The 23,636-nt window shown below is 63.3% G+C and carries 20 protein-coding genes; 12 read left to right on the forward strand and 8 right to left on the reverse strand.

Going from position 1 to position 23,636, the window contains the following annotated elements:
- Positions 1–37 precede the first annotated feature (37 nt).
- From TTER_RS10855 to TTER_RS10875, 5 genes are read right to left on the reverse strand one after another with little or no spacing between them, the layout of a single operon-like run.
- The gene (locus TTER_RS10855) at positions 38–1,096 is read right to left on the reverse strand and encodes a Gfo/Idh/MocA family protein (RefSeq protein ID WP_012876070.1); all 1,059 of its coding nucleotides are present in this window, start codon (positions 1,094–1,096) and stop codon (positions 38–40) included.
- The gene (locus TTER_RS10860; RefSeq protein ID WP_148211995.1) at positions 1,096–2,136 is read right to left on the reverse strand and encodes an ROK family protein; all 1,041 of its coding nucleotides are present in this window, start codon (positions 2,134–2,136) and stop codon (positions 1,096–1,098) included. The genes TTER_RS10855 and TTER_RS10860 overlap by 1 nt, the downstream gene beginning before the upstream one ends.
- Positions 2,043–2,909 carry a cupin domain-containing protein gene (locus tag TTER_RS10865; protein WP_012876072.1) on the reverse strand — a complete coding sequence of 289 codons (867 nt, stop codon included), beginning with the start codon at positions 2,907–2,909 and terminating at the stop codon, positions 2,043–2,045. Before TTER_RS10865 ends, TTER_RS10860 begins: the two co-directional genes overlap by 94 nt.
- Positions 2,906–4,015 (reverse strand): Gfo/Idh/MocA family protein, encoded by a 1,110-nt coding sequence (locus TTER_RS10870; RefSeq protein ID WP_012876073.1) that lies wholly within the window; start codon positions 4,013–4,015, stop codon positions 2,906–2,908. Before TTER_RS10870 ends, TTER_RS10865 begins: the two co-directional genes overlap by 4 nt.
- Before the next feature lie 24 nt (positions 4,016–4,039).
- Complete coding sequence (locus TTER_RS10875) at positions 4,040–4,849, reverse strand: GntR family transcriptional regulator (protein ID WP_049823062.1); 810 nt, start codon at positions 4,847–4,849, stop codon at positions 4,040–4,042.
- Positions 4,850–5,008: 159 nt separating this feature from the next.
- Here TTER_RS10875 and TTER_RS10880 point away from each other — a divergent pair, with 159 nt between their 5' ends.
- From TTER_RS10880 to TTER_RS10895, 4 genes are all read left to right on the forward strand, one after another.
- Complete coding sequence (locus TTER_RS10880) at positions 5,009–5,422, forward strand: PPOX class F420-dependent oxidoreductase (protein ID WP_012876075.1); 414 nt, start codon at positions 5,009–5,011, stop codon at positions 5,420–5,422.
- A 114-nt stretch (positions 5,423–5,536) separates the two neighbouring features.
- Entirely contained in the window at positions 5,537–9,019 is a 3,483-nt protein-coding gene (locus TTER_RS10885) for a helicase-related protein (RefSeq protein ID WP_012876076.1), read from the forward strand.
- A gap of 100 nt (positions 9,020–9,119) precedes the next feature.
- The gene (locus TTER_RS10890) at positions 9,120–11,933 is read left to right on the forward strand and encodes a DUF1156 domain-containing protein (protein ID WP_012876077.1); all 2,814 of its coding nucleotides are present in this window, start codon (positions 9,120–9,122) and stop codon (positions 11,931–11,933) included.
- Positions 11,934–12,296: 363 nt separating this feature from the next.
- Complete coding sequence (locus tag TTER_RS10895) at positions 12,297–15,596, forward strand: Swt1 family HEPN domain-containing protein (protein WP_012876078.1); 3,300 nt, start codon at positions 12,297–12,299, stop codon at positions 15,594–15,596.
- A gap of 29 nt (positions 15,597–15,625) precedes the next feature.
- Here TTER_RS10895 and TTER_RS10900 read toward each other — a convergent pair whose 3' ends face one another.
- Genes TTER_RS10900 through nirK form a run of 3 tightly spaced genes read right to left on the reverse strand, consistent with a single transcriptional unit; the run spans position 15,626 to position 18,691 of the window.
- Positions 15,626–16,825 (reverse strand): anhydro-N-acetylmuramic acid kinase, encoded by a 1,200-nt coding sequence (locus TTER_RS10900; RefSeq protein WP_012876079.1) that lies wholly within the window; start codon positions 16,823–16,825, stop codon positions 15,626–15,628.
- A complete protein-coding gene (locus TTER_RS10905) occupies positions 16,825–17,031 on the reverse strand; it encodes a hypothetical protein (RefSeq protein WP_012876080.1) in 207 nt (68 codons plus the stop codon). Before TTER_RS10905 ends, TTER_RS10900 begins: the two co-directional genes overlap by 1 nt.
- Positions 17,032–17,086: 55 nt before the next feature.
- Complete coding sequence (gene nirK / locus TTER_RS14950) at positions 17,087–18,691, reverse strand: copper-containing nitrite reductase (RefSeq protein ID WP_012876081.1); 1,605 nt, start codon at positions 18,689–18,691, stop codon at positions 17,087–17,089.
- A 256-nt stretch (positions 18,692–18,947) separates the two neighbouring features.
- Between nirK and TTER_RS10915 the strand changes: the two genes are divergently transcribed.
- The 8 genes from TTER_RS10915 to TTER_RS10950 all read left to right on the forward strand — a co-directional run bounded on the left by TTER_RS10915 (position 18,948) and on the right by TTER_RS10950 (position 23,306).
- The gene (locus tag TTER_RS10915; RefSeq protein ID WP_012876082.1) at positions 18,948–19,199 is read left to right on the forward strand and encodes a 4Fe-4S dicluster domain-containing protein; all 252 of its coding nucleotides are present in this window, start codon (positions 18,948–18,950) and stop codon (positions 19,197–19,199) included.
- A 4-nt stretch (positions 19,200–19,203) separates the two neighbouring features.
- The gene (locus TTER_RS10920) at positions 19,204–19,527 is read left to right on the forward strand and encodes a metal-sulfur cluster assembly factor (protein ID WP_012876083.1); all 324 of its coding nucleotides are present in this window, start codon (positions 19,204–19,206) and stop codon (positions 19,525–19,527) included.
- Positions 19,518–20,348: a DUF2249 domain-containing protein gene (locus TTER_RS10925; protein ID WP_012876084.1), complete on the forward strand. Its 831-nt coding sequence runs from the start codon at positions 19,518–19,520 to the stop codon at positions 20,346–20,348. The genes TTER_RS10920 and TTER_RS10925 overlap by 10 nt, the downstream gene beginning before the upstream one ends.
- A 53-nt stretch (positions 20,349–20,401) precedes the next feature.
- Positions 20,402–21,649, forward strand: a complete 1,248-nt coding sequence (locus TTER_RS15640; protein WP_148211997.1) for a hypothetical protein — start codon at positions 20,402–20,404, stop codon at positions 21,647–21,649.
- A 5-nt stretch (positions 21,650–21,654) separates the two neighbouring features.
- Entirely contained in the window at positions 21,655–21,906 is a 252-nt protein-coding gene (locus tag TTER_RS10935) for a DUF2249 domain-containing protein (protein WP_012876086.1), read from the forward strand.
- 10 nt (positions 21,907–21,916) lie between these two features.
- Positions 21,917–22,411: a CopD family protein gene (locus TTER_RS10940; RefSeq protein WP_012876087.1), complete on the forward strand. Its 495-nt coding sequence runs from the start codon at positions 21,917–21,919 to the stop codon at positions 22,409–22,411.
- 22 nt (positions 22,412–22,433) lie between these two features.
- A complete protein-coding gene (locus tag TTER_RS10945; RefSeq protein WP_012876088.1) occupies positions 22,434–22,757 on the forward strand; it encodes a cupin domain-containing protein in 324 nt (107 codons plus the stop codon).
- Between the two features lie 78 nt (positions 22,758–22,835).
- The gene (locus TTER_RS10950; RefSeq protein ID WP_012876089.1) at positions 22,836–23,306 is read left to right on the forward strand and encodes a hypothetical protein; all 471 of its coding nucleotides are present in this window, start codon (positions 22,836–22,838) and stop codon (positions 23,304–23,306) included.
- Positions 23,307–23,636 lie beyond the last annotated feature (330 nt).

The following is a 23,636-nucleotide window of genomic DNA, read 5'->3' on the forward strand; positions in this document are numbered from 1 at the left end:
TGAGAACTGCTAAGAGTCTTCTTTTTACCTCACGCCCTTAGGCTAGCTGTTGCGTGTAGCCACTTGCCGCGGATCTCTCTGCCCCTTTGATCACCTCCAGTACGTGAATGGCTTGTTGCAGGCTAAGGATGGGTGGCTTACCGCTGGTGATGCAGTCCACCAGGTGCTCTACCCCCAGCAGGTGATCCGGTCCTTGCGCCCTGCCCCCGTGGTCCACCTTGAGGCTCTCCCACCCTCCACCCCTGCGCAGGAGAGCGACGGGTGCCGACACATCCAGGAGGCTCAGCCCTATGGTTCCGTCCAGCCCATAGATCTCCATCTCCGGAGAGCGTGTGTCCACCACGCAGTTGTTGGCGCTCACCACCGCGGTTACACCCACCTCCATCTCCAGCACCAGCTCCCAGCAGTCGTCCACCGCTATGGGCACCAACTTGCCCGCAAACGGGCCCTCATCCACCACGAAAGCTTCGCGCGATCTATGGCTCATGGCTGCCACCTTCCTCACCGGGCCAAAGAGTCCCGTGAGCACGTGCAGTGGGTACACCCCCATGTCCATGAGGGGACCTCCGCCCGGTGCGAAGAATGGGGTGGGATCTGAGGTATAGCCCCTCCAGGGAGGCACACCTCCATACCCACGGGCGTGTACCAGGTGAACCTCTCCCACCGCTCCCCGCTCCAGCAGCCTCTGGACGTATCTAACCTGTGAGAAGAGCATCACCGATGGAGCGCACACCACGACGAGACCTCTCCTAGAAGCCTCCTCGCGGATCCTCAGCGCATCCTCCAGCTCCGTGGCCACCGGCTTCTCAGAGTAGACGTGCTTGCCCGCCGCCAGGCAAGCTAGCGTGGCCTCAGCGTGCAGCTGGATCGGCGTCAGGTTGAGTACCGCATCGACCTCGGCCTCCCGCAGCATGCGTGCGTAGTCCGTGTACCAGGAAGGTATGCCGTAGGCTTCGGCCACGTGCCTAGCCCGCTGCGGGGACCTCCCACAGACCGCCACTAGCTCCACCCTGTCAGCGAGCCTGTGCATCTCTGGCAGGTAATCTCGCTGTGCCACGTCTCCGCATCCCAGGAGCGCTAACTTGACCTTGCCCACTATCTCTCCTCCTCGTGGCCCACGCCGTGCGCACGTCCCGCCCGCCAGCCCACAAGAGCGGCCCCTATCAAGCCCGCGTGTTCTCCCAGCTCGGAGCGCAAGATCTCCAGGCCACGCGTCTGCTCGCTCCAGATGTGCTCGCGTGCGGACCTCACCATGTGCTCCCAGTAGGTGCCTCCGGCCGTGCCCAACCCACCGCCTATCACCACGACCTCGGGATCCAGGATGTTGACCGCGAAACCTATCGCCCCACCCACCAGCTCGGCTGCACTGACGACAACTGCCCTAGCAGTCGCATTGCCCGCCTCCGCCAGCGCCAACACCTTCTCAGAGGTGGCTGCCGAGTCACCCGTCAGGTCGGCATACCTGCGCGCTATCGCGGGCCCCGAGGAGAACTCCTCTACCACCGTGACCGCGAAGCCTCCACACCGCTCGCACCAGCACGTGAGCTTGCCGCTGGCCAGCACCAGGGCGTTGCCCCTGGCTCCCCGGTAGGGCAGTCCACCCTGCACGAGCGTGCAGCTGATGCCGGTGCCTATTGTCACATACAGGAAGTTGTAGCACTTCCTGCCACTGCCATACCTGGCTTCGGCTAGCGCTGCCGCGCGCACGTCGGATTCCACGCCCGCAGGTGCGATACGGCCGAAGGACTCGGCGACGGGCACGTCTCGCCAGTCGATTGTCTGGTTGCTGGTGATGGAGCCCTCGGGGCTCACAAGCTCCGGGACTCCCACCCCGACCCCCGCAAGGCATGTCCCCGCCGCCAAGGCCTCCTCGGCCAACCTCCCCGCCAAGTCCAGGCATTTCCGGAGCACTGCCTCCCCGCCCATCTCGGGCTCCGTGGGCACCCTGTGCATGGATAAGACCCTGCCGCTGGTGATCTCCACTAGCCCCGCGGCTATCTTCGTGCCTCCCACGTCTATCCCTATGGCTACCTCTCCCCCGCTCATGGCCTCTCCTTGTCCGGCAGATACGAAGGTGCGACTCCGAAGATGAACCTGGCCTGGGTGCCCGACAAGTTGTAGTACTGATGCGGGCAACCCTGCGGTACATAGAAGGCGTCTCCAGGGCTCAGCTCCGCCCAGACCTGCTCGCCACCATGGAGGGACCTGACGCTCATCTGCCCCGACAGCAGGTAGATGATCTCGTCGCCGCCGTGCGAGTGCATCTCCGAGCGCTTGCCCGGCAGCAGGTACCCCGTGCCGACCGTAAGGTGCTCGGTGGAGACCGCTATGCCCAGCAGCAGCTGCCCGTGCTTGCCTTCCAGCCTCCACAGCAGGTCGGGCTCCCTTATGATCCGTATGCTGCTGCGACCCCTGGCCACGTCCTGGGCCATGGGCCAGCACCCTATGAGGTCGTCCTGGGAGTAGCTAGGGCTCTGCAGGAGGTCCTTCGTGCGGGCGTAGGCGCTGGACGTGCCCTGCGAGGGCGGCGGTGCGAAGATCTCCAGCACCGACAGCTCCGTCTCCCCGTAGCTGAAGCCGTGGTGCCAGGTGTCCTTGCGGAAGAAGGCGTACTCGCCCGGGTGCAGCAGGTGCACCTCGCCCCTCTCGGGATTGGACAGCACCAGCGTGCCGGAGAGCACGTAGTACACCTCGTCCGCCGCGAATATCGTCCTGTAGTCCGCCGAGTGCCTGAACGCCCCGCCCGGCGGCAGGTTGAAGACCAATTGGTGTATCAGGTCGCTGGAGACGTAGATACGGTCCGCCACCTCTCCGGAGACCTCGTCGCCCCACAGATGGCGAACCGCGGCGTTGGACGGGATGTAGGTAGGAGCATCGTACCTTGGGCGCGGTGACTGTACGTAGCTCATTCTTCCCTCGTCGGATCGTGTCTCAGGTGGGCGGCCACCGTCTCGTGTTCGAGATCGAACCTCGGGGGCTCGAAGCTGCTCTCTATCTCCTTGGCGGTGCCGTCTCGGCCGGATTCCATGGCCTTGACCATGATCTCCAGCACGTGGTAGGCGTGTTGCGGCCTGATAATGGGAGTCCTGTTCTCCAGGATGCACTCCACCAGGTGCCTGAGGCCGTCCGTCCAGTGCCAGAGGGATCGCTGCTCGTACACCCTCCAGCAACCGTCGGCGTTGCGCCATAGCTCGTACCCCTGGGGGTTCCAATCCTCGCCGATCATCTGGATGGTGCCCTCGGTACCGTAGAGCTCTATCCCCGGCACCCTGTATCTTTGGATGGTGAAGCCCGTCGTGACCACCGCGAAGGTGGCCTCCCCGAAGTCGATCAGGATCTGGAAGTTGTCCTCGGTCTGCACGTCGATCAGCTCACCATCCACCTCCCTCCTGGGGATGGCAATGCCGCTCATCGCCATCACCCTCCTGGCGGGCCCCAGCAGGCCGGTCAGGGAGGTGACGTTGTACACTCCCAGGTCGAACAACGGCCCACCTCCGGGGAGGTAGTACCACCTGCCCCAGAACGGGCCCGCCCACCCGTAGAAGGCGCGCGCCAGGTGCACCTGGCCGATGTCGCCGGCGTGCACCCGGCGCCACATCTCCTGGAAGGTCTCGCTGAGGATCACGTGCGGCGCGCACAACAGGAAGCCCTTGCTGGTCTCGGATATCCTGACGATCTCCGCCGCCTCCTCGAGGTCCATCGACATGGGTTTCTCGACCAGCACGTGCTTGCCGGCCTCCAGCGCGGCGCGTGCCACCCTGCCGTGCGCCTGCATGGCGGTGAGCACCAGCACCAGGTCCACCTCGTCGGAGGCGAGCACCTCCTCGAAATCGGTCGTCGTGCGCTTGATGTCGAACTTCTCCTGGGCTGCGGCGGCCTTCGAGGCATCGAGGTCGCACGCGTACACGAGCTCCAGTGGGTACCGCTGTAGCTGCAGCCGCTGCACCAACGGCAGGTACGCCCCCATGGCCACGCTGCCACACCCTATCACACCGATCTTGACTGCATTCTCCACCCCAGAACCTCCTTAGAAGAATGATTACTCGACCAACAGGCTTACCACGGCGGTCGTCTTGTCCGAGGCAGGACGGGCACGCTCGCTCTGCAGCTCGAACTTCACCCTGTCGCCTCGGTAGATGGCCTTGGAGTACTCCACGGCCTTGCCGTCCTCAGAATAGGTTACCCCCTCCATCACTATCACCCCTATGGGGCGCGCCAGGCCGAACTGCTCGAGCTCGTACTCATTGGCCACCGAGGCCTCTATGGTCTGGTGGGCGCCAGCGATGGTGAGGCCGTAGCGTGACTCCATCAGCCCGTAGATCGAGCTGTTGCTCAGATCGTAGTCCTCCAGCCCCGGGCACAAGGCCTGGGGCACGTACGTGGTCTCCAGCAGGATGGGGTCGTCGTTGGCGTACCGCAGCCTCGTCACCTTGATCACGGCCTCGCCATCGCTCATCCCGAGCATCGCCGCCACGTAGGGAGGGGCGTCGATCACCCTCTGCTCCAGCACGCGGGAGTGCGCCCTGCCCCCCTGGCGCAGGACCTCTTCGGTGAAGCCCAGCAGGTGCAGCACCGGATGCGTGCGCTTGGGCTCGGCCACGAACGTCCCCACGCCGGGCCGCACGGTGACCAGGCCCTCGCGCACGAGGTAGCTCAGGGCCTGCCTGGCGGTCATGCGGCTGATACCCGCCTGCTCGCTCATCTCGCGCTCCCCGGGCAGCCTGTCGCCGGGGCGCAGGTTCCCTGCCAGGATGCTCTCGCGGATGAGCTCGGCGAGCTGGTAGTAGAGGGGGACGGGACTGTCCTTATCCAGCGAGCTCAACTTCAGCGTCTTGGTCTGTGCCTGCATGCTTCCCGCTCCAGATATCGGTATATAGATATAGAGGTCTATACCGGATTCTAATACAGCTGTGAACCTAAATCAATCCCCCTTGCAGGTGGGAATAAATTAGCTGCTAAACTGGTATTAGCATATAGGTGCAAAACCTAACACAACAAGGAGGTTTCTATGTCTGTTCAGGCCCAGAAGTCTGTTATCCCCGAGAGCCACAAGGACCTGCTGGAGAGCAAGGCTCTGGCACACGTGGCCACTATCGGTCCCAAGGGGGAGCCTCAGGTGAACCCCGTCTGGTTTGGTTGGGACGGCGAGCACATCCTCTTCAGCCAGACGAAGGCTCGCCAGAAGTACCGCAACCTACTGCGGGATCCCCGCATCGCCCTCTCGATAGTCGACCCCGAGAACCCCTACAGGTACCTCGAGATCCGCGGCAGGGTGATTCGCATCGACGAGGATCCGGACCGCAAGTTCATCAACTCCATGGCCAAGAAGTACCTGGGCGTCGACGAGTACCCCTGGCACCAGCCGGGCGACGAGCGTGTGATCATCGTCGTGCAGCCCGAGCACACCACCCACATGGGCTAGACCAAGGGGGGCTTGTGTCCCCCTTGGTGTTTCATAACGAGCCCTGGACATCTCCCCTTGCCCTACACTTTATTTTATAATGCCTTCACATATATCTATCCTGGGAGCGTGGGGTTGGCCAGACTAGAGGAGATAACCAAGGGAGTCAGGGTCAAAGGACTACTCTCCAACGGCGAGGTCGTTACCATCAGGGCCGCCGACTGGCGCGGGAGCGACGCCCTGGAGGTGCTCTACGAGAGGGACGGCAACCTGGGGCAGGAGATCATATACCGGGACATGGAAGACGAGCTGGAGATCGTGTCCGAGGTGGAGGGATTCAAGTTCGATGCCGACGGCTCCCTCTTCCGGCTGGTCTCGGAGGCGCTGCGCATCAAGCTGGCCTATCTGTTCGATCCCGTGCTCGCGGTGCACACCTCCCTGGTGGAGCCTCTGCCGCACCAGATCACTGCCGTGTACGATATCATGCTGCGGCGCCAGCCCCTGCGGTTCCTGCTGGCGGACGATCCGGGTGCGGGCAAGACCATCATGGCCGGCCTCCTGATAAAGGAGCTGGTAGCTCGCGGGGACGTGCAGAGGTGCCTCATATGCTGTCCAGGCAGCCTGTCCGAGCAGTGGCAGGACGAGATGTACAGGCGGTTCCACATGCCCTTTGAGATCATCACCCGCAGCGACTTCGAGTCCTCCCTCAGCGGTAACCCCTACGAGGAAAAGAACTTCGTCATCAGCAGGATGGACCATATGGCCCGCAACGACCGCATCCTGGCCAAGCTGCGGCAGACCGACTGGGACATCATTGTGGTGGATGAGGCCCACAAGATGTCGGCCACGTACGCCGGTGGCGAGGTGCACTATACCAAGCGGTATCACCTGGGCAAGCTCCTGTCCAGCATCACCCGACACTTCCTGCTCATGACCGCCACTCCCCACAACGGCAAGGATGAGGACTTCCAGCTCTTCATGGCCCTTCTGGACCCGGATCGTTTCGAGGGCAGGTACCGCAAGCAGGCCCACAGCAGCGATGTGTCCGACCTCATGCGCCGCATGCTCAAGGAGGACCTGCTGAAGTTCGACGGCACCCCGCTGTTCCCCGAGCGCCGCTCCTACACCGTCGAGTACGACCTGTCTCCCGAGGAGATGGACCTCTACCTGGCGGTGACCGATTACGTCAGGGAGGAGTTCAACAGGGCGGATCAGCTCGAGGGGAACAAGAAGTACGCCGTCGGCTTTGCCCTGACTTTGCTCCAGCGCCGCCTGGCGTCCTCTCCGGAGGCCATCTACCAGTCCCTGCGACGCCGCAGGGAGAGGCTCCAGAAGAGGCTGCAGGAGGTACAACGGTCCGGCAGCTCCCCGATAATCGATCTGCTGGAGGATATCGCCCAGGAGGATCTGGACGACCTGGAGGAAGCGCCCGAGGAGGAGCAGATAGAGTTCGAGAACCAGGTCGTGGACAGGGCATCCTCTGCCAAGACCATCGCCGAGCTCGAGGCCGAGATCGAGAAGCTCCGAGACCTGGAGGGCATGGCGCTCGATCTCGTGCGCAGCGGCAACGACCGGAAGTGGAACGAGCTCTCCAACCTGCTGCAGTCGCCCCACATGTTGAATCCGGATGGTACCAGGCGCAAGATCATAGTGTTCACCGAGCACCTGGACACCCTCAGGTATCTGCGGAAGCGCATATCCAACCTGCTGGGGAACGACGAGGCCGTGGTTGCAATCCACGGTGGCATGAGCAGGGAGGATCGGATGAGGTGCCAGGAAGAGTTCGTGCATAACCCCGACGTCCACGTCCTGGTGGCCACCGATGCGGCCGGCGAGGGCATAAACCTGCAGCGGGCGAACCTGCTGGTCAACTACGACCTGCCGTGGAACCCCAACCGCCTCGAGCAGAGGTTCGGCAGGATACACAGGATCGGTCAAACCGAAGTCTGCCACATGTGGAACCTGGTGGCCAAGGGCACCCGCGAGGGGGAGGTCTATCTCACGCTGCTCACGAAGCTGGATCAGCAATCCAAGGCTCTGGGTGGGAAGGTGTTTGACGTCCTCGGCAGCCTGGTGTTCAACAACCGGCCGCTGCGCGATATCCTGGTGGAGGCGATCCGCTACGGCGACAGACCAGAAGTAAGGCAGCGGCTGCACAGGGTGATAGACACCGCCATGGACGTGGAGCACCTGCGGGCGCTCATCGAGCAGTACGCGCTCGTGCACGACTCCATGGACATCTCGCAGGTGCGCAGGATACGCCAGGATATGGAGAGGGCTGAGGCACGTCGACTGCAGCCCCACTTCATAGGTAGCTTCTTCGTAAGCGCCTACCAGGAGTTGGGCGGCAGCATAATGGAACGCGAGCCCGGACGTTACAGGATACCTTACGTCCCCCAGAGGATACGCGACCACCCTTCGCTTGCTGGCAAGCGCCGGCATATAGCCAGGAGCTACGAGCGCATAACGTTCGACAAGCAGCTGATCAACGTTCCTGGAGCCCCTCCGGCCGAGTTCGTGTGTCCGGGACATCCCCTGCTGGACACGGTCATCGAGATCTTCCTCGAGGGCTATCGCCGCCTCCTGACCCAGGGCGCCGTGCTGGTGGATCCCCTGGACCAGGGGTTGGAGCCGCGGATGCTGTTCTACCTGGAGGATGCCCTGCAGGATCAGCGCACGGACAGGTCCGGCGGCAAGATGGTGATCTCTCGCAGGCTTCATTTCGTTGAGGTGGACGAGGCCGGGAACATCAGGCATGCGGGCTACGCCCCCTACCTTGATTACCGGCCGCTGCGGGATGATGAGAAGCCGGTAGTGAGCGATCTCCTTGATAGGGAGTGGCTCCGGTCGGGGGAGATGCAGGCCATGGTGCTCGACTACGTCGTGGGTAAGCTCTCCAGGCAGCACCTTGAGGAGGTCAGGAGCTATAAACAGGAGCTGGTCAAGAAGACCATGCAGGAGGTCAGGAAGAGGCTGCTGAGCGAGATCAACTACTGGGATATGAGGGCGAGCGAGCTGGAGGCCCAGGAGAAGCAAGGTCGCGGCAACCCCAACCTGAACTCGGAGAGGGCCCGGCAGCGCGCCGATGAGCTAAGGGAGAGGCTCAGGCGACGCACGAAGGAGCTGGAGGACGAGATGAAGATATCTCCTCTGCCTCCCAAGTTGGTGGGCGCGGCTCTTGTGCTGCCTGCCGGCCTGCTGGCGGCCAGGGGCCAGGAGGTGGAGGTCTCTCCCGATGGTCGTGGCGAGGAGACCGAGCGCATCGCCATGGAGGCCGTAATGGAGGTCGAGAGGCGGCTGGGGTACCACCCGGTCGACGTCAGCTCCCGGAAGGTAGGTTACGACATAGAGTCGCGCGCGGAAGGGTCGGGTAAGCTGAGGTTCATCGAGGTCAAGGGCCGCAAGCTCGGTGCCGACACCATCACCGTCACGAAGAACGAGATCCTCACCTGCCTCAACAAGCCCGAGGACTACATCCTGGCGATCGTCCAGGTGGGCGAGGGAGAGCCGAAGGTCAGGTACCTGCGCAGTCCCTTCCAGAAAGAACTGGACTTCGGGGTCACCAGCGTGAACTACAGCCTGGCCGACCTGCTGGCCAGGTCCATGGACCCCTCCTGAGTTCCTAAAATATCTTTTACCCGGGGCGGGTTTTCGGCATTTGTGCCATCTAGTGTATAATGATAAATTTTGCAACTAACTCTATCTATGGAGGCATCGAGTGCAGGAGGATCGTCCCCGGAAGCTGATCGAGGTAGCTCTGCCACTAGACGTGATAAATAAGGAGTCGAGCCGGGAGAAGTCCATTCGGCATGGGCATCCCTCTACGATGCATTATTGGTGGGCGAGACGGCCCCTGGCTACTTGCAGGGCGGTGTTGTTTGCATCCTTGGTCGACGATCCCTCCGCCCATCCCGAGATGTATCCCACGGTCGAGGAGCAGGAGAGGGCCAGGGAGGAGCTGTTTGCGCTGATAGGGGAGCTTGTTAAATGGGAGAACTCCAACAACGAGCGGGTGCTGGCCAGGGCCAGGCAGAAAATAAAGGAGTCTACGGGAGGAGCCAAGTTGGTGGTAGTGGATCCCTTCTGTGGTGGTGGGTCCATACCGTTGGAGGCGCAGAGGCTGGGTTTGGGGGCACAGGGGAGCGACATCAACCCAGTAGCTGTACTGATCACGAAGGCGTTGATCGAGCTGCCTGGGAGGTTTGCAGGTTTGGCGCCCGTCAATCCCGATGCAAGGAGAGGAGGGATGAGTGTGGGGTGGCGAGGGGTCAGGGGGATGGCGGAGGACGTGAGGTACTATGGGCGGTGGATGAGGGATGAGGCGGAGAGGCGGATAGGGCATTTGTATCCGCGGGTGGAGTTGCCGCGGGAGCACGGTGGTGGAGAGGGGAGGGTCATAGCGTGGCTTTGGGCGAGGACGGTGCGATGTCCCAACCCCGCCTGTGGCGCCCAGATGCCCTTGGTCCGCTCTTTTGTGCTTTCTGCTAAGAAGGGTAAAGAGGTATGGGTTGAGCCGGAGGTGCTTTCTGATCGCCTGAGTGCGGGTTGTAGGGATGGTGTGATTAGGTACCACGTGCGCTCTGGCAGGGGCACGCCTCCGGAGGGGACGGTTATCAACCGCCAGGGTGCGCGGTGCATCGTCTGCGGATCGCCTGTATCCTTTGACTATATAAGGGACGAGGGCAAGGCCGGCAGGATGGGGCAGGAGCTGATGGCGATAGTCGCCGAAGGTCGCCGCGGCAGGGTGTACCTGCCACCGACGACGGAGCACATCGAGGCCGCCATGAAGAGCCAGCCCCAATGGAAGCCAGATACAGAATTGCCTAGGCAGGCTCTTGGTTTTAGGGTGCAGTTGTATGGTATGACCAAGCACAGCGATCTCTTTACGTCTCGGCAGCTGGTGGCATTGACGACGTTTAGCGATCTAGTGCGGGAGGCAAGGGAGCGAGTGTGGGAGGATGCCCTGGCTGCGGGCATGGAGAACGACCGGCGCGGTCTGGAGGAAGGGGGCAGGGGTGCCCGGGCATACGCCGAGGCGATCGCTACCTATCTGGCGTTTGCGGTGGATAAGGCTGCAGATTATTGGTCTTCACTATGTAGTTGGCACTCAAGTCGTGAGATAGTGCGTAACACCTTCAGCAGACAGGCGATTCCGATGGTCTGGGATTACGCCGAGTGCGGCATTTTCAGTAACTCCACGGGCAACTGGATGGCGTGTGTGGAATGGGTTTGCAAGGCTCTTGAACACCTACCAGCGTCAGAACCTGGAAGAGCTTTACAACTCGATGCTACGGAGTCGATTAATGGCGTCCCCCTACCGATCGTGTCCACCGACCCCCCATACTATGACAACATAGGGTACGCGGATCTATCCGACTTCTTCTACATCTGGCTGAGGAGGAGTGTGGGGGACATCTACCCCTCCCTCTTTCGGACGGTGCTGGTCCCCAAAGAAGGGGAGCTGGTGGCCACCCCCTACAGGTTCGGGGGTGACAAAGACAAGGCGAGGGAGTTCTTCGAGGATGGGATGAGGAAGACCTTTGAGAACATACGTGAGAAGGCTCATCCCGACTACCCCGTGACCATCTACTACGCCTACAAGCAGTCTGAATCTGACGGGGCTGAGGATGGGGTGCTGCTGCGGGCGTCCAGGGGGTGGGAGGCGATGCTCACCGCGGCCATAGATGCTGGCTTGCAGATCACAGGCACCTGGCCTATGCGAACAGAGCTATCAAATAGACCAGTAGCGCTCAACACCAACGCCCTGGCATCGTCGGTGGTGCTGGTGTGCAGGGGCAGGGCAAGTGATGCTCCTGAGGCCACCAGGAGGGAGTTTCTGGGGGCACTCAGGCGGGAGCTGCCCGGCAGGCTGAGGGAGCTGCAGCGGGGGAACATAGCGCCGGTGGACCTGGCGCAGGCAGCGATAGGGCCGGGGATGGCGGTGTTTTCCCGGTACTCACAGGTGTTGGAGGCCGATGGGAGCAGGATGAGTGTGAGGGAGGCGTTGCGGATCATCAACGGGGTGTTGGACGAGGTGCTCAACGAGCAGGAGTGGGAGTACGATGGGGACACTAGGTGGGCCGTGGCGTGGTACGAGGCGTATGGGTATGAGGAGCGGGCGTACGGGGAGGCAGAGGTGTTGGCGAGGGCGAAGAACACGAGTGTGGAGGGGATGGAGGAGGCTGGGATAGTGAGGGCGTTGCGAGGGAAGGTGAGGTTGTTGAGGAGGGATGAGTTGGCCAAGGGCTGGGAGGCAGGCAGGGATCGGAGGCTGACGGTGTGGGAGGGGGTGCAGAGGATGATAGAGAGGTTGGAGGAGAAGGGAGAAGAGGGTGCTGGGAGGTTGCTGAGGGAGTTGGAGAGTGCGGGGGTTAGTGGGGACGTGATAAGGGATCTGGCGTACAGGTTGTACACGTTGTGTGAGCGCAAGGGGTGGACGGAGGAGGCGCTGGCGTACAACAGCCTGGTGGTGAGCTGGCCCCAGATCGTCGCCCGCGCGGGGAGCGGCACACAGCAGAGCAGCCTGCTCTAGCGCCGCCGCAACGCGTGCGGTCAGCCAAGCCTTCGGGGTGAGAGGGCCTCATCTGCGGGGCCTGGCAGGGCCTGCACACCTAAATAGTTAGTAAGTCCAGCAGACAGCGTCGGGCAAGGGCTGGTGGCTTTTGCCCGACGCTCACTTTGCATGCCGTTTCGTATACTTTCGCATACAATGATGGAGCTTGGATCAATCCGATTATGGAAGCCTTCTTGGGAGGCATCAGGTGCAGGCAGAACTTCCCCGGAAGCTGCTCGAGGTAGCTCTGCCACTGGACGTGATAAATTAAGTACTCTGTTGTAATATATCGATATCTCTGTTTATGTGCGTGATCACGATGGTGTGGAAAGGATTCTGGCTATGGCGGCGAGCAACCATGAGCGTGTAGGCAGGGCTTTGCAGATAGTGCAGCGGGCGCTGCAGCCCTACATCGAGCGCGAGATGCGATCTCGGTTCGGCAAGAACTGGGAGTTCAAGGCTAAGGAGGTCCTGCGGGAGGACTGGACGGGAGGCGTCAACTGGGACGTGCAGGCTCAGCTCAAGCTGATGTGGGAGCTGTGGAGCGATGTCTTCTCTCAGCAGCTCGGGCCCGCAGAGCGCGGCCTAGTGGGAGAGCTCCGGGGAGTCAGGAACAACTGGGCCCACCAGAAGGCCTTTACGCTGGACGACGCCTACCGGGCGCTCGACACCGCTCACAGGCTGCTCACAGCTATAGCTTCTCCCGAAGCTGAGGAGTTGGACAGGCAGAAGCAGGAGATCCTGCGCATGCGCTACGAACAGCAGGCTCACAGCGAGGCCAGGCGGATAGCTTCAGGGGCGATAGGGGCCGATCTGGACACCAGCCTTCCACCGTGGAGGGAGGTCGTGGCCCCGCACGATGATGTGGCTCAGGGTGTGTACCTGCAGTCGGAGTTCGCAGCTGACCTGAACCAGGTTTATAAGGGTGAGGCTTCGGCCGAGTACGGGGACCCGCAGCTCTTCTTCGAGAGGACGTATATCACCGAGGGACTGCGCAGGCTGCTGGGGAATGCTCTCAGGAGGCTGAGCGGCATCGGTGGGGATCCCGTGGTGCAGCTGCAGACGAACTTCGGAGGTGGCAAGACCCACTCCATGATAGCCCTGTACCACCTGTTCTCGGGTGCGAGCCCTCTGGAGCTGCCCGGGGTAGAGTCCATAGTGCAGGATCTGGGGATATCTCAGATACCTCGAGTGCGCAGGGCGGTGCTGGTGGGCTACGCGCTCTCCCCCGCGGACAGCACGCGCAAGCCTGACGGTACGGTGGTGAGGACCATGTGGGGAGAGCTGGCCTGGCAGCTGCTCGGGAGGGAGGGCTACGAGCTCGTAGCCAACGCCGACAGCGCTGGCGTGAACCCAGGCTCCGATCGCCTGAAGGAGCTGTTCAGCCGGGCCCAGCCCTGCCTGATCCTGATCGATGAGTGGGTGACTTTCCTGAGGACGCTCTATGGCGTCAGCGGCATGCCCGCGGGATCGTTTGATTCCAACCTGTCGTTCGTGCAATCCCTGACCGAGGCGGTGAGAGCTTCGGAGCGCACGCTGCTGGTGGCCACCCTGCCGGCCTCGCAGGTGGAGGTCGGTGGCGAGGGTGGGCAGCAGGCGCTGGAAAGGCTGCAGCGGACGTTCGGCCGTGTGGAGGCCACCTGGCGCCCCGCAGACATGGAGGAGAGCTTTGAGATAGTGCGCCGGCGGCTCTTCAAGCCCATTACCGAGTCCAACCTGCTCAGGAGGAGGGACGCCGTTGCTAAGGCTTTCGTGAAGTACTATCGCGATAACAGACAGGACTTCCCCTCTGAGTGCTCTGAGGCCGCCTACGAGGACAGGATAAAGCGGGCGTACCCCATCCATCCCGAGCTGTTCGAGCGCCTGTACGACGACTGGGCAGCCTTGGAGGACTTCCAACGGACTCGAGGCGTGCTGCGCCTGATGTCTGCCGTGGTACACCATCTATGGGCGAAGAACGATCGCAGCCCGTTGATCATGCCCGCCAACATCCCGCTTGACGAACAAGCCGTAAGGTCCGAGCTGACCAGGTACCTGGAGAGCAACTGGCAGTCGATCATAGATCAGGATATAGACGGCCCGGGGTCGGTGCCAGTTAGACTGGACCTGGCCAATCCCACCTTCGGGCGCTACTCGGCCTGCAGGCGGGTGTCGCGCACCATCTTCATGGGCTCTGCGCCAACCTACACCAGGCCCAACAACAGGGGTATCGATCCCGTGCGCATCAGGCTGGGGTGCGCTTTCCCGGGGGAGAGGGTGGCGGTCTTCGGCGACGCGCTCAACAGGCTGCAGGAGGAATCCAGCTACCTGTTCTACGATGCGGGCCGGTACTGGTATGGAACCAGCCCCACCGTCTCCAAGATAGCGAGGGATCGCGCCAGCCAGCAGAGCGACGAGGACGTGCTGTACGAGATAGAGCGCAGGCTCGAGAGGCAGCGTGGTGGCAGGGGGCTGTTCGTGTCCGTGCACGTATGCCCCAGCTCCTCCGCCGACGTGCCGGATACCCACGACGCCAAGCTGGTGATCCTGCCCCCTCGATACGTTCACTCGCGCAACGACGACCAGAGCGAAGCTATGGCGAGGGCGCGGGAGTTCCTGGAATACCGTGGTCAGCAGCCGCGCATGAATCGTAACACCTTGGTGTTCTTGGCCGCGGATAAGAACGGCCTGGAATCCCTGAAGGGCAGCGTGAGGCAGTACCTGGCATGGAGGTCCATAGTCGACGAGGCCGAGTCCCTGAACCTGGACCAGTACGGGATGAGGCAAGCTGCGAAGAGGAAAGAGGACCTGGAGAAGGAGATCGAGCACAAGATACCCGAGGCTTACTGCTGGCTGCTGATCCCCGAGCATTCCCAGGAGGATAGAAACAAGTATCAGTTGCGGGAAGCCAGGATCAGCAGGAACGCCACGCTCGCGGAAGCGGCAAGCAACCACCTCCAGAGGGAAGGTATCCTGCTGGACCAGATGGCGCCTACCGTGCTGCGCAAGGATCTGGATAAGATCCCCCTGTGGCAGGGGGATCACCTCTCGGTGCGGGACCTGCTCGATTACTACGCCCGCTACCTCTACCTACCGAAGGTCAGGAACGACGACGTCCTGCTGGATGCTATCAGGCTTGGGGTGAATAGGGCTAACTGGGAGGAGACCTTCGCCTACGCCGAGGGCTACGATGCACAGCGCAACAGGTACGAGGGGTTGACCGTCAATGCCAACGTCAGCCCCTTACCAAGTGGTCTGCTGGTCAAGCCTGAGGTGGCCAAACGCCAGCTGGACGCAGAGAGGGCGGTTGAGCCGGCAGCTAGTGTCGGGGAAACACCCCTCTCTCAGGATGAGCGGCAGCGCCCGATCTACGACGAGCACGAGGGCGAGCCCACCCTGCCGGTCAGGGAGAGCGTGCAGACTAAGCCCAGGTACCGCAGGTACTTCGGGGAGTTCTCCCTGGAGCCCGACAGCTTCTCCAAACAATCCATGACGGTGTTTCAGGAGGTCATACAGCACGTGGCGGCGCTGGTAGGCGCTGACGTCAAGATAACCCTGCACGTGGATGTGGATGCGCCGGAGGGCATCCCGGAGGACGTCAGGCAGGTGCTAAGCGAGAACTCCAGGACGCTCAGAGGTAAGTTCGACTTCAGCTCGGAGTAATACAAAGGCCTCGGCGCTCTCCCGCGGTGCTAGCCCCTGGGCTGGCCCGGGGTGAGCTTGCCTAGGATGACGCTGTGGCGTGCTCCTGTGGCGGAGGGGAGGTTGTTGGGTCGCAGGTGCAGGGTCTCGTAGCCTAGCACGGCAAACGCCACCGCCTCCTTGGCGTCGCTGGGGATGCCTGTGGCCTCCTGGAGCATCACCCTCTGGTAGGGCAGCGCTCGCGCTATCCCCTCCATGATCACCGGGTTGTGTACCCCTCCACCTCCCACGATCACCTCTGCGATGGGGTGCTTTGGCAGCACGAACTCCCTGATCGCCCGCGTGAAGCTGCGGACGGTGAACTCGGTGGCCGTGGCCACCAGGTCCTCTGGGGGGATGTCCAGCCGCTGGCCCTCCTCCCACCACTGCTGGGCGCACTGCTCGCCGAAGGTCTCCCTGCCGGTCGACTTGGGAGGGGGCTGCGACAGGTAGGTGTGGTCCAGCCACTTGGCCAGCAGCTCCTCGTGCACTCTGCCGGAGCGGGCTATCTGGCCGTCGCGGTCGTACGCCAGCCTGCCGCCGGTCATCCGCCGCACCAGCCCGTCGATGAGCATGTTGCCGGGGCCCGTGTCGAAGGCCACCACCTGCTCGGGGGAGCAGCCAGCCGGCAGGACCGTGAGGTTGGCGATGCCCCCGATGTTGGCGGCGATCCTGCCCTTGTGGGGATGGGAGAAGAGCAGCAGGTCCACGAAGGGCACAAGGGGCGCTCCCTGCCCTCCCGCCGCCATGTCGCGTGGACGGAAGTCGGATATGACCGTTATGCCTGTCCTCTCGGCGATCACAGCTGGCTCGCCTATCTGGAAGGTAGAGGTAACTCGGTAATGGCCGATCGGGGTGGGCTCTGGGTGGTGGTACACTGTCTGGCCGTGGGAGCTGATGAACGCTACCTGGGACGGCTCTATACCTGCCCGCCCGAGGACGGTGAGCACCGCGTCGGCGAAGGCGTGCCCCAGCACGAAGTGCAGGTCGGCGAGCTCCGGGATGGTCGCCGCGGGCTCGAAGAGGCGGAAGATCTTCTGGCGGATCTCCTCGTCGTAGGGCAGGGTCTCGAAGTGCAGGAGGCGGACGCGGAGGCTCGGTGGGGCTCCCGCTATCGCTACCACCGCGACGTCCACCCCATCCACCGACGTGCCGGACATCAGGCCGACACATATGAGCTCTTGCTGGTCGGTCCCATCAGGGGCGCGCATCACCCCCTATGATAGCTCGTGGGACGATCCCTGTACCAGAGGGGCCTCCCATCGCGCTTGGCGGCGGGGCCCTGCTCCATCCTGAGGGCCCGCAGGTGGTTGCGAGTGTCCACCCTCAGGAGATACCTGTCCCACTCTCTCTGGAGTGGGCAGTCCTGCCTCTGGGGTTGTGCGGGCTGGCCAACTGCTTGTCGCGGGGGCAACATCTTACACCTCCTATGGGGACGGGGCTGGGATAGCTCCCAGCCCCGTCCGTTCGATCTACTTGGAGACCACCAGCTCGCCGTGCATGCCAGCTTGTTCGTGGCCCGGTACCGTGCAGGCTACCTGGTAGGTGCCCTCTTGGGAGGCCTTGAACTCTATCGTGGTTTGCTGCTTGGGAGCTGCCGCCACGTAGACCACACCTTCTGAGGTCTTCTGCTGCATCTGGGAGGCCAGCTGCTGGGATAGGCCGGAGCTCTGTCCCAGAACCTTGACCTCGTCGGCCTTTAGTCCCTTCACCTCCAGGTCGTGCTCGACCACGCCATTATTGATGAACGTCACCCTGGTGGTCTTGCCTGCTTGCACCTTGATCGTCGAGGGCTCAAACTTGAACTCTGAGGCCCTCACTGTGATGCTAGCAACGCTTTTTTGTGAACTTGCGCTCTGCTCGCTCCCATACGAGCCCTGACTACCTCCGTGCCCACCCGTCATGGCTGGGTTGGGGTTCTTGATGGATCTGTAGATCGACGGGTTGCTCTTGCCCTCGACGTGGAGCGTGCCGACAGCCCCCTTCATCGTCCTGCCGATGCTGTGGTCGACCAGTGTGTAGTCGCCAGGCTCGTTCAACCTGAACTCGACCATCGCCGTGCCGCCAGCGGGCACCAGGGTAACTCCTACGTTTTTCTCCCAGGTAGTTGCACCCTCTGGGGCGACCCGATCAAATATCTCACCTATCACGTGGAAGCTGGACGCCAGGTTGGGGCCACCGACCCCGAAGAAGATCCTTACTCTGTCGCCCACCTTGGCCTGCAGGGCCCTAGAGCCTTGCAGCGAACCTACTGAGCCATTGAATACCACGTAGGTGGGATTCTCATCGAGCATCTTCTGGAGCGAGAACTGACCGTTGTCGACGTAGAAGTCGCCCTGCATCACGTAGAACTCCCTGTCGACCTTCGGCAGCCCACCAGCAGGCTCCACGACGACCAGCCCGTACATGCCGTTGGCTATGTGCTCAGGGACCGGAGGCGTCGCGCAGTGGTAGATGTACACCCCTGGGTTGAGAGCCTTGAACCTGAACACCGCGGTCTGACCGGGACCTACCTGGGTGACCGTTGAGCCGCCACCAGGACCGTTGACGGCGTGCAGGTCAATGCTGTGGTACATCTTGCTGTCCATGGAGTTCTTGAGGGTTATCTCTACTGTGTCGCCCACCCGCACCCTGATCATCGGGCCGGGGACTGTGCCGTTGAAAGTCCAAAAGGTGTATGGCACGTTATCATCTATAAGCGCTCGGACCTCTTTGGTCTCCAGGTACACCTTCACCAGCTTGGGAGGGCGGTCGCCGACCGGAGGCGCCACCTTGGGCAGTGGCAGCCGCTGGAGGTCAGCAACGCTCTGGTCAGCTGAGCCCTGCCCACCCATATGCATGTTGTGATCCGTCTGGGCACCAGCTGCTTGGGTGGGTGTAGGAGAAGGTGATGGCGAAGGTGAAGGTGAAGGTGCTAGCGTTGGTGTTGGCGTCGGGGGTGCGCCCGTCTGCTCGTTGTAGCCCGTGACCTGCGGCACAGGTGTACCGTAGGAGGCTCCGCAGGCTGCGAGCACCAGGGCTAGCACCACCAATATACTTATCCAAGTCCACGTCTTCTTGCTGATGGCGTTAATCATGCTTCACGCCTCCTTTCTCCAGGTCTCTGTCCTTAGGATAGGTTGGGGAGCGCCCTCCCCGACACGGTCGCAGGGGTGGTTCTGATCGTCTATGGGGATAGTTCTGAACCTGACCATGCGTACGAGGTCGCCGCCCACCCCCACCCTTTGGGGTGGTTTCCCCCAATTTGCCCAGTAGTTTGCGCTAGAGCAAAGAAGCTTGATCTTCCCCCAGCTACACTTATGCAGAGGTAGGTTGCTAGAAAGGAGAAAGGAGATGCCCTACGTGATCACCGCCCCCTGCATAGGGGTCAAGGATGCCTCCTGCGTGGAGGTCTGCCCGGTGGACTGCATCTACACAGACGATGACGCCCCTCAGTATTACATTAACCCTGATGAGTGTATAGACTGTGGGGCGTGTGAGCCCGAGTGCCCGGTCAGCGCCATCTACCCGGAGGATAGCGTGCCCGAGCAGTGGCAGGACTTCATCCGCATCAACGCTGAGTACTTCCAGCTGAAGGGGAGCTGATCGCATGGAGAGCCTGTCTCTACCCGTGTCTGAGGATGACGTGATCGAGGCGCTGAGGTTCGTGTACGACCCAGAGCTGGGTGTCAACGTGGTGGACTTGGGGTTGATATATGGCGTGCGCGTGGAGGGCAGATCGGTGCACGTGCGCATGACGCTCACGGTGCCCGGCTGCCCCCTCCACGACTCCATCAGCTCGGCGGTGGACGAGGCTGTGAGGTACATCATGCCCGATGCCGAGAAGGTGGAGGTCGAGCTGGTGTGGGATCCGCCCTGGTCGCCTGAGAGGATCACCGAGGCCGGCAGGAGGGAGCTGGGGCTATGGACCTGATAGGCAAGAACTGGAAGATCAGCCAGGTGCTGGGGCGATATCCCGACCTGCTGGAGGTGCTGGTGGGGCTGAGCCCCGCCTTTGAGAAGCTGCGCAACCCCGTGCTGCGCAAGGTGCAGTCCCGCCTGGTGACGGTGGAGCAGGCCGCCCGGATAGCAGGCATGGACCCCGACGACCTGGTGCGTCGTCTCAACGCATCCGCTGGACTTACCCCAGGCGACTTCCCCCGGTCGCCCTCCTCCCATCCTGGCGAAGGGGGCAAGGCGCAGGCCTTGCCCCCTCCCCCCTGGGTGTCGGAGCTGGAGGGGAGGCAGGTCGAGGAGCTGGACGTCCGCCCGATACTGCAGGCGGGAGGGGAGCCCTTCAGCCGCATCATGCAGCTGGCCTCCAGAATAGAGGTGGGGGCTGCCTTCAGGCTCATAGCTAACTTCGAGCCGGTGCCGCTGTACGAGGAGCTCGCCCCCAAGGGGTTCGACCACTGGACCCGCAAGGTGGCCGAGGACCGCTGGGAGGTGCTGTTCTACAGGGCCAGCAGGCCGGGAGCCTCAGCCCTCGAGAGGTCCTGGGAGCCCGACTGGGACGAGGTGGATGCGGTGGTGAACATCGACGTGAGCGAGCTGGTGCCTCCGGAGCCCATGGTGAAGATCCTGCGGGCCCTGGAGGAGCTGCCCCCCGGCAGCACCCTGCGGGTGCACCACCACCGGCGCCCCATGTTCCTCTACCCCAGGCTGGACGAGCTCGGCTACCCCCACAGGACGCGCGAGCTCGAGTCCGGCCAGGTGGAGATACTGATCCACAAGCCCGCGGGTGATGAGGCATGATAGGCCCCATCTCCACCTCGCAGGCTCCTCCCCTGCGCTTGCCCGGCAGGTACATGGCCCTGGGCATCGTCGTGCTCGTGCTGAGCGGGAGCCTCCTGCCGTTCCTGCCGGCGCTGGGTGGCTCGGGCTTTTACTCGCCGGACGTGCTGGCCTTCGTCCACCTCAACACCTTGGGGGTGGTGGGGGCGGTGATCCTGGGGGCCAACTTCCAGCTGGTGCCCGTGGTGCTCGGCCGTCCCTTGGCCGCCCAGCGGGCGGCGTTGCTCTCGTTCTGGACCTACCTGCCGGGGGCGCTGCTGCTGGCGACGGGGCTGGCCACGATCGAGGAGCCCCTGCTGGCAGCGGGTGCCGTGCTGCTCGGCCTGGCCGTCCTGACGTACGTGTGGGTGATCGTGGGCACCTTCCTGCGGGCGAGCAGGCGGGACGGCGTGGTGTGGCACATCCTGCTGGCGGCGGTCAACTGCGGCCTGGGCTACCTGCTGGGGCTCATCCTGGCCCTGAACAAGGGGGAGGGCTTCCTGGGGCCGATGACCCTGCGGACGCTCGGGGCCCACGCCACGGTGATGCTGGCGGGCTGGGTGGCCCTGATGTTCATGGGCGTGGCCTATCGGCTGGTGGGCATGTTCACCTTGTCGGAGGACCGCATCGTCCCGCGCCTGGTGTGGGCGGAGCTCGTGCTGATGGAGGTCGGGACCTGGGCCGTGGCGTCGGCGGCCCTGCTGGGGTCCCGCCCGGTGGGGGGTGTGGGGGCGCTCCTGCTGCTGATGGGGTCGCTGCTGTTTCTGGCTCACCTGCTGTGGCTCTACAGGGGGCGCCGGCGCCGCAGGTTCGACATCCACATCCCCTTTGCCCTCACCGCCGCCGTCTGCGAGGTGGGCGCGGCGTCGGCGCTGCTCTACGGGATCGCCCGGCCCGCGGACGCCCTCGCGCTCTGGACGCTGGCGGCGTGGCTGGCGCTCTTCGGCATGGCTGAGACGGCGATCCAGGGCTTCCTCTACAAGATCCTCACCTTCCTGGTGTGGCTCCACCGCTACGCGCCCTTCGCCGGCCGCGGCAGGGTCCCTCGCCTGGAGGAGATGTACGACGTGAGGTTGGGGGTGGCGGGCTGGGCCGCCTGGACCCTGGGGTTGCTAGGGGCCAGCGTGGTCGTGGCGGGGGGCTGGTCGGCCATGTGGCTGCCTGGCCTGCTGATGATGCTGGGTGTGGACTGCTTCCTGATCAACGCGGCCTCGATAGGGAGCCATGCGCTCCGGCGGGTGGCCCCGCTGGGAGATGGCAGAAGTATGTTACATAGGAGGTAATGGAGATGAGTCTGGAGAAGGATCTGGCGCCCGAGATGATCATCGACGTGCGGGAGATCGAGCCCCGCGACAGGCACAGGCTGATATTCGAGACGCTCGACGGCCTGGCTGCCGGGCAGCGGCTGCTGATCATGGTGGATCACGACCCCAAGCCGCTGTACTACCAGCTCATGGCCGAGAAGCAGGGGCTGTTCGACTGGGAGTACCTCGAGCAGGGGCCCGAGCTCTGGCGGGTGCTGATCACGCGCACGCGGTAGGGGGGGCTGCGTGTACCAGCTGCTGGTGTTCGTGCACATCCTCGCGGCCGTGGTGTGGATAGGAGGGGTGGTGTTTATCCCCCTGGTGCTGATGCCAGCGACCAGGGGGATGTCCCAGCGCACGGAGGTGATCACCGCCGCTGGGCGCAGGTTCCGGGTGGTGGGGTGGGCGGCACTAGCCCTAGGGGTGGCGACCGGCCTGGCCATAGCCTACCTGCGGGGCGTGCCTCGCCTGCTGCTCACCGGCGAGCTCTGGGAGAGCAGCTGGGGCAGGCTGTTCGTGGCTAAGGTGCTGCTGGTGGGGGCGATGATCGCGCTGTCGCTGACGCACGACCTGCTGCTGGTGGCCGCGGGACGGACGATGCGCCGCAAGGACGCCTCCGGGGAGGCCGTGGCCCGAGCGGCCCGCTACAGGCGCCTCTCGTCGATCGCCGCCCAGGCGATGGGTCTCGTGGCGCTGGCCGTGCTGGCCGTGGCCGTGCTGCTAGTCAGGGGATTACCGTAGAGTCGAATAAGGAGGCATAGCTATGAGGTGCTTCAACCTGAGGGAGCAGGCGCGCACGCTGAGGTCCCATCGCGACCTGGAGGAGAAGGGCTACGTGATGGAGGTGATCCACAGGCAGGGCGGCATGCGGCTGGTGCTCGTCGTGCTGTCGCCCGGGGGAGTCATCCCCCGCCACGTGGCGCCCGGGGACATCACGATCCACGTCCTGGAGGGGGACGTCACGGTGCGGGGGGAGGAGGCCGCCTGGCAGCTTGCGGAGGGGGAGTTGGTGGCACTACGCGCGGGCGAGTCCCACGCGGTCGGGTCTGGGGCGGGAGGAGCGTTTCTATTGACCATCAATGCTTGACAAGTAGTCTCAGGGGTAATATTCTGGGTCTATTAATTTTAGGTGTAATGGCAGGGCTCGGTGCCAAAGGAGTCCGCAATGTCAGAGCCATCCAAACAGCCAGCTCAGCGCTCGCAACCTCAAGGCGGCGACGTGAGCTCGGTAACCCCCGATTCGCGCGCATGGAAGCTTGCCCGAGATTTCATCGCTTTCCTGGAGACCGGAGAGCCCCCTGAAGGTCTGTTCGCCCCACACGTGTTCTGTGACTTCACCTTGCCGCTCTGGCGGCTCCAGGCCGAAGGGCGGGATGAGGTGGTCGCGCTCCGCCGCCAGGGGCATCCGGGCCCGGGCCGTGTCGTCCGCTCACGCTTTGACGAGACCAGCAGCGGCTTCGTGCTCGATTTCGAGGAGCGTTGGCATGCAGGCGGCCGCGACTGGTACTCCCGCGAGATCGCGCGCGCCGACATCGGCGAGGAGGGCATCACCGAGCTCTCCGTCTACTGCACCGGCGATTGGGACCAAGCACGCGAGGAAGAACACCGGCGGGCAGTGCGACTGCTCCGGCCGTGACCGCGCACAATGGGTTCGCAGCCGGGAGACCCTGAAGCTGCCGATCGAGGCCGCTCAAGGAGGGCTTGGTCTCCGCGTCGGTATTGTGTCACCCCGCACTCGCCTGCCAGGCGTATTCAGTCTCTAAGGCCCACGTGCTTGGAGTAGCTTGACAAGCACAGCACGCGATCGCATGCGCTGTCGGGCATGGGGCCGCGAGCCTGCGTCGGACGACACCCATCTAGATGGGTGTCGTCATCAGACGTCCGAGAATCTCTCATGAAGCTAACGTCAGGATGGGCCCCGTGCACGCAGGGCCCAGGGGGCTGAATCGATCGGCATCGGGATCGA

The organism is Thermobaculum terrenum ATCC BAA-798 (assembly GCF_000025005.1).
Classification (GTDB): domain Bacteria; phylum Chloroflexota; class Chloroflexia; order Thermobaculales; family Thermobaculaceae; genus Thermobaculum; species Thermobaculum terrenum.

Excerpts from the sequence above, each read along its gene's own strand:
- TTER_RS10905 (WP_012876080.1), bottom strand. The coding sequence starts at position 17,031 with ATGTTGCCCCCGCGACAAGCAGTTGGCCAGCCCGCACAACCCCAGAGG.
- TTER_RS15640 (WP_148211997.1), top strand. The coding sequence starts at position 20,402 with ATGGCCCTGGGCATCGTCGTGCTCGTGCTGAGCGGGAGCCTCCTGCCG.
- TTER_RS10895 (WP_012876078.1), top strand. The coding sequence starts at position 12,297 with ATGGCGGCGAGCAACCATGAGCGTGTAGGCAGGGCTTTGCAGATAGTG.
- nirK (WP_012876081.1), bottom strand. The coding sequence starts at position 18,691 with ATGATTAACGCCATCAGCAAGAAGACGTGGACTTGGATAAGTATATTG.
- TTER_RS10865 (WP_012876072.1), bottom strand. The coding sequence starts at position 2,909 with ATGAGCTACGTACAGTCACCGCGCCCAAGGTACGATGCTCCTACCTAC.
- TTER_RS10880 (WP_012876075.1), top strand. The coding sequence starts at position 5,009 with ATGTCTGTTCAGGCCCAGAAGTCTGTTATCCCCGAGAGCCACAAGGAC.
- TTER_RS10945 (WP_012876088.1), top strand. The coding sequence starts at position 22,434 with ATGAGGTGCTTCAACCTGAGGGAGCAGGCGCGCACGCTGAGGTCCCAT.
- TTER_RS10875 (WP_049823062.1), bottom strand. The coding sequence starts at position 4,849 with ATGCAGGCACAGACCAAGACGCTGAAGTTGAGCTCGCTGGATAAGGAC.
- TTER_RS10935 (WP_012876086.1), top strand. The coding sequence starts at position 21,655 with ATGAGTCTGGAGAAGGATCTGGCGCCCGAGATGATCATCGACGTGCGG.
- TTER_RS10950 (WP_012876089.1), top strand. The coding sequence starts at position 22,836 with ATGTCAGAGCCATCCAAACAGCCAGCTCAGCGCTCGCAACCTCAAGGC.
- TTER_RS10925 (WP_012876084.1), top strand. The coding sequence starts at position 19,518 with ATGGACCTGATAGGCAAGAACTGGAAGATCAGCCAGGTGCTGGGGCGA.
- TTER_RS10920 (WP_012876083.1), top strand. The coding sequence starts at position 19,204 with ATGGAGAGCCTGTCTCTACCCGTGTCTGAGGATGACGTGATCGAGGCG.
- TTER_RS10900 (WP_012876079.1), bottom strand. The coding sequence starts at position 16,825 with ATGCGCGCCCCTGATGGGACCGACCAGCAAGAGCTCATATGTGTCGGC.
- TTER_RS10915 (WP_012876082.1), top strand. The coding sequence starts at position 18,948 with ATGCCCTACGTGATCACCGCCCCCTGCATAGGGGTCAAGGATGCCTCC.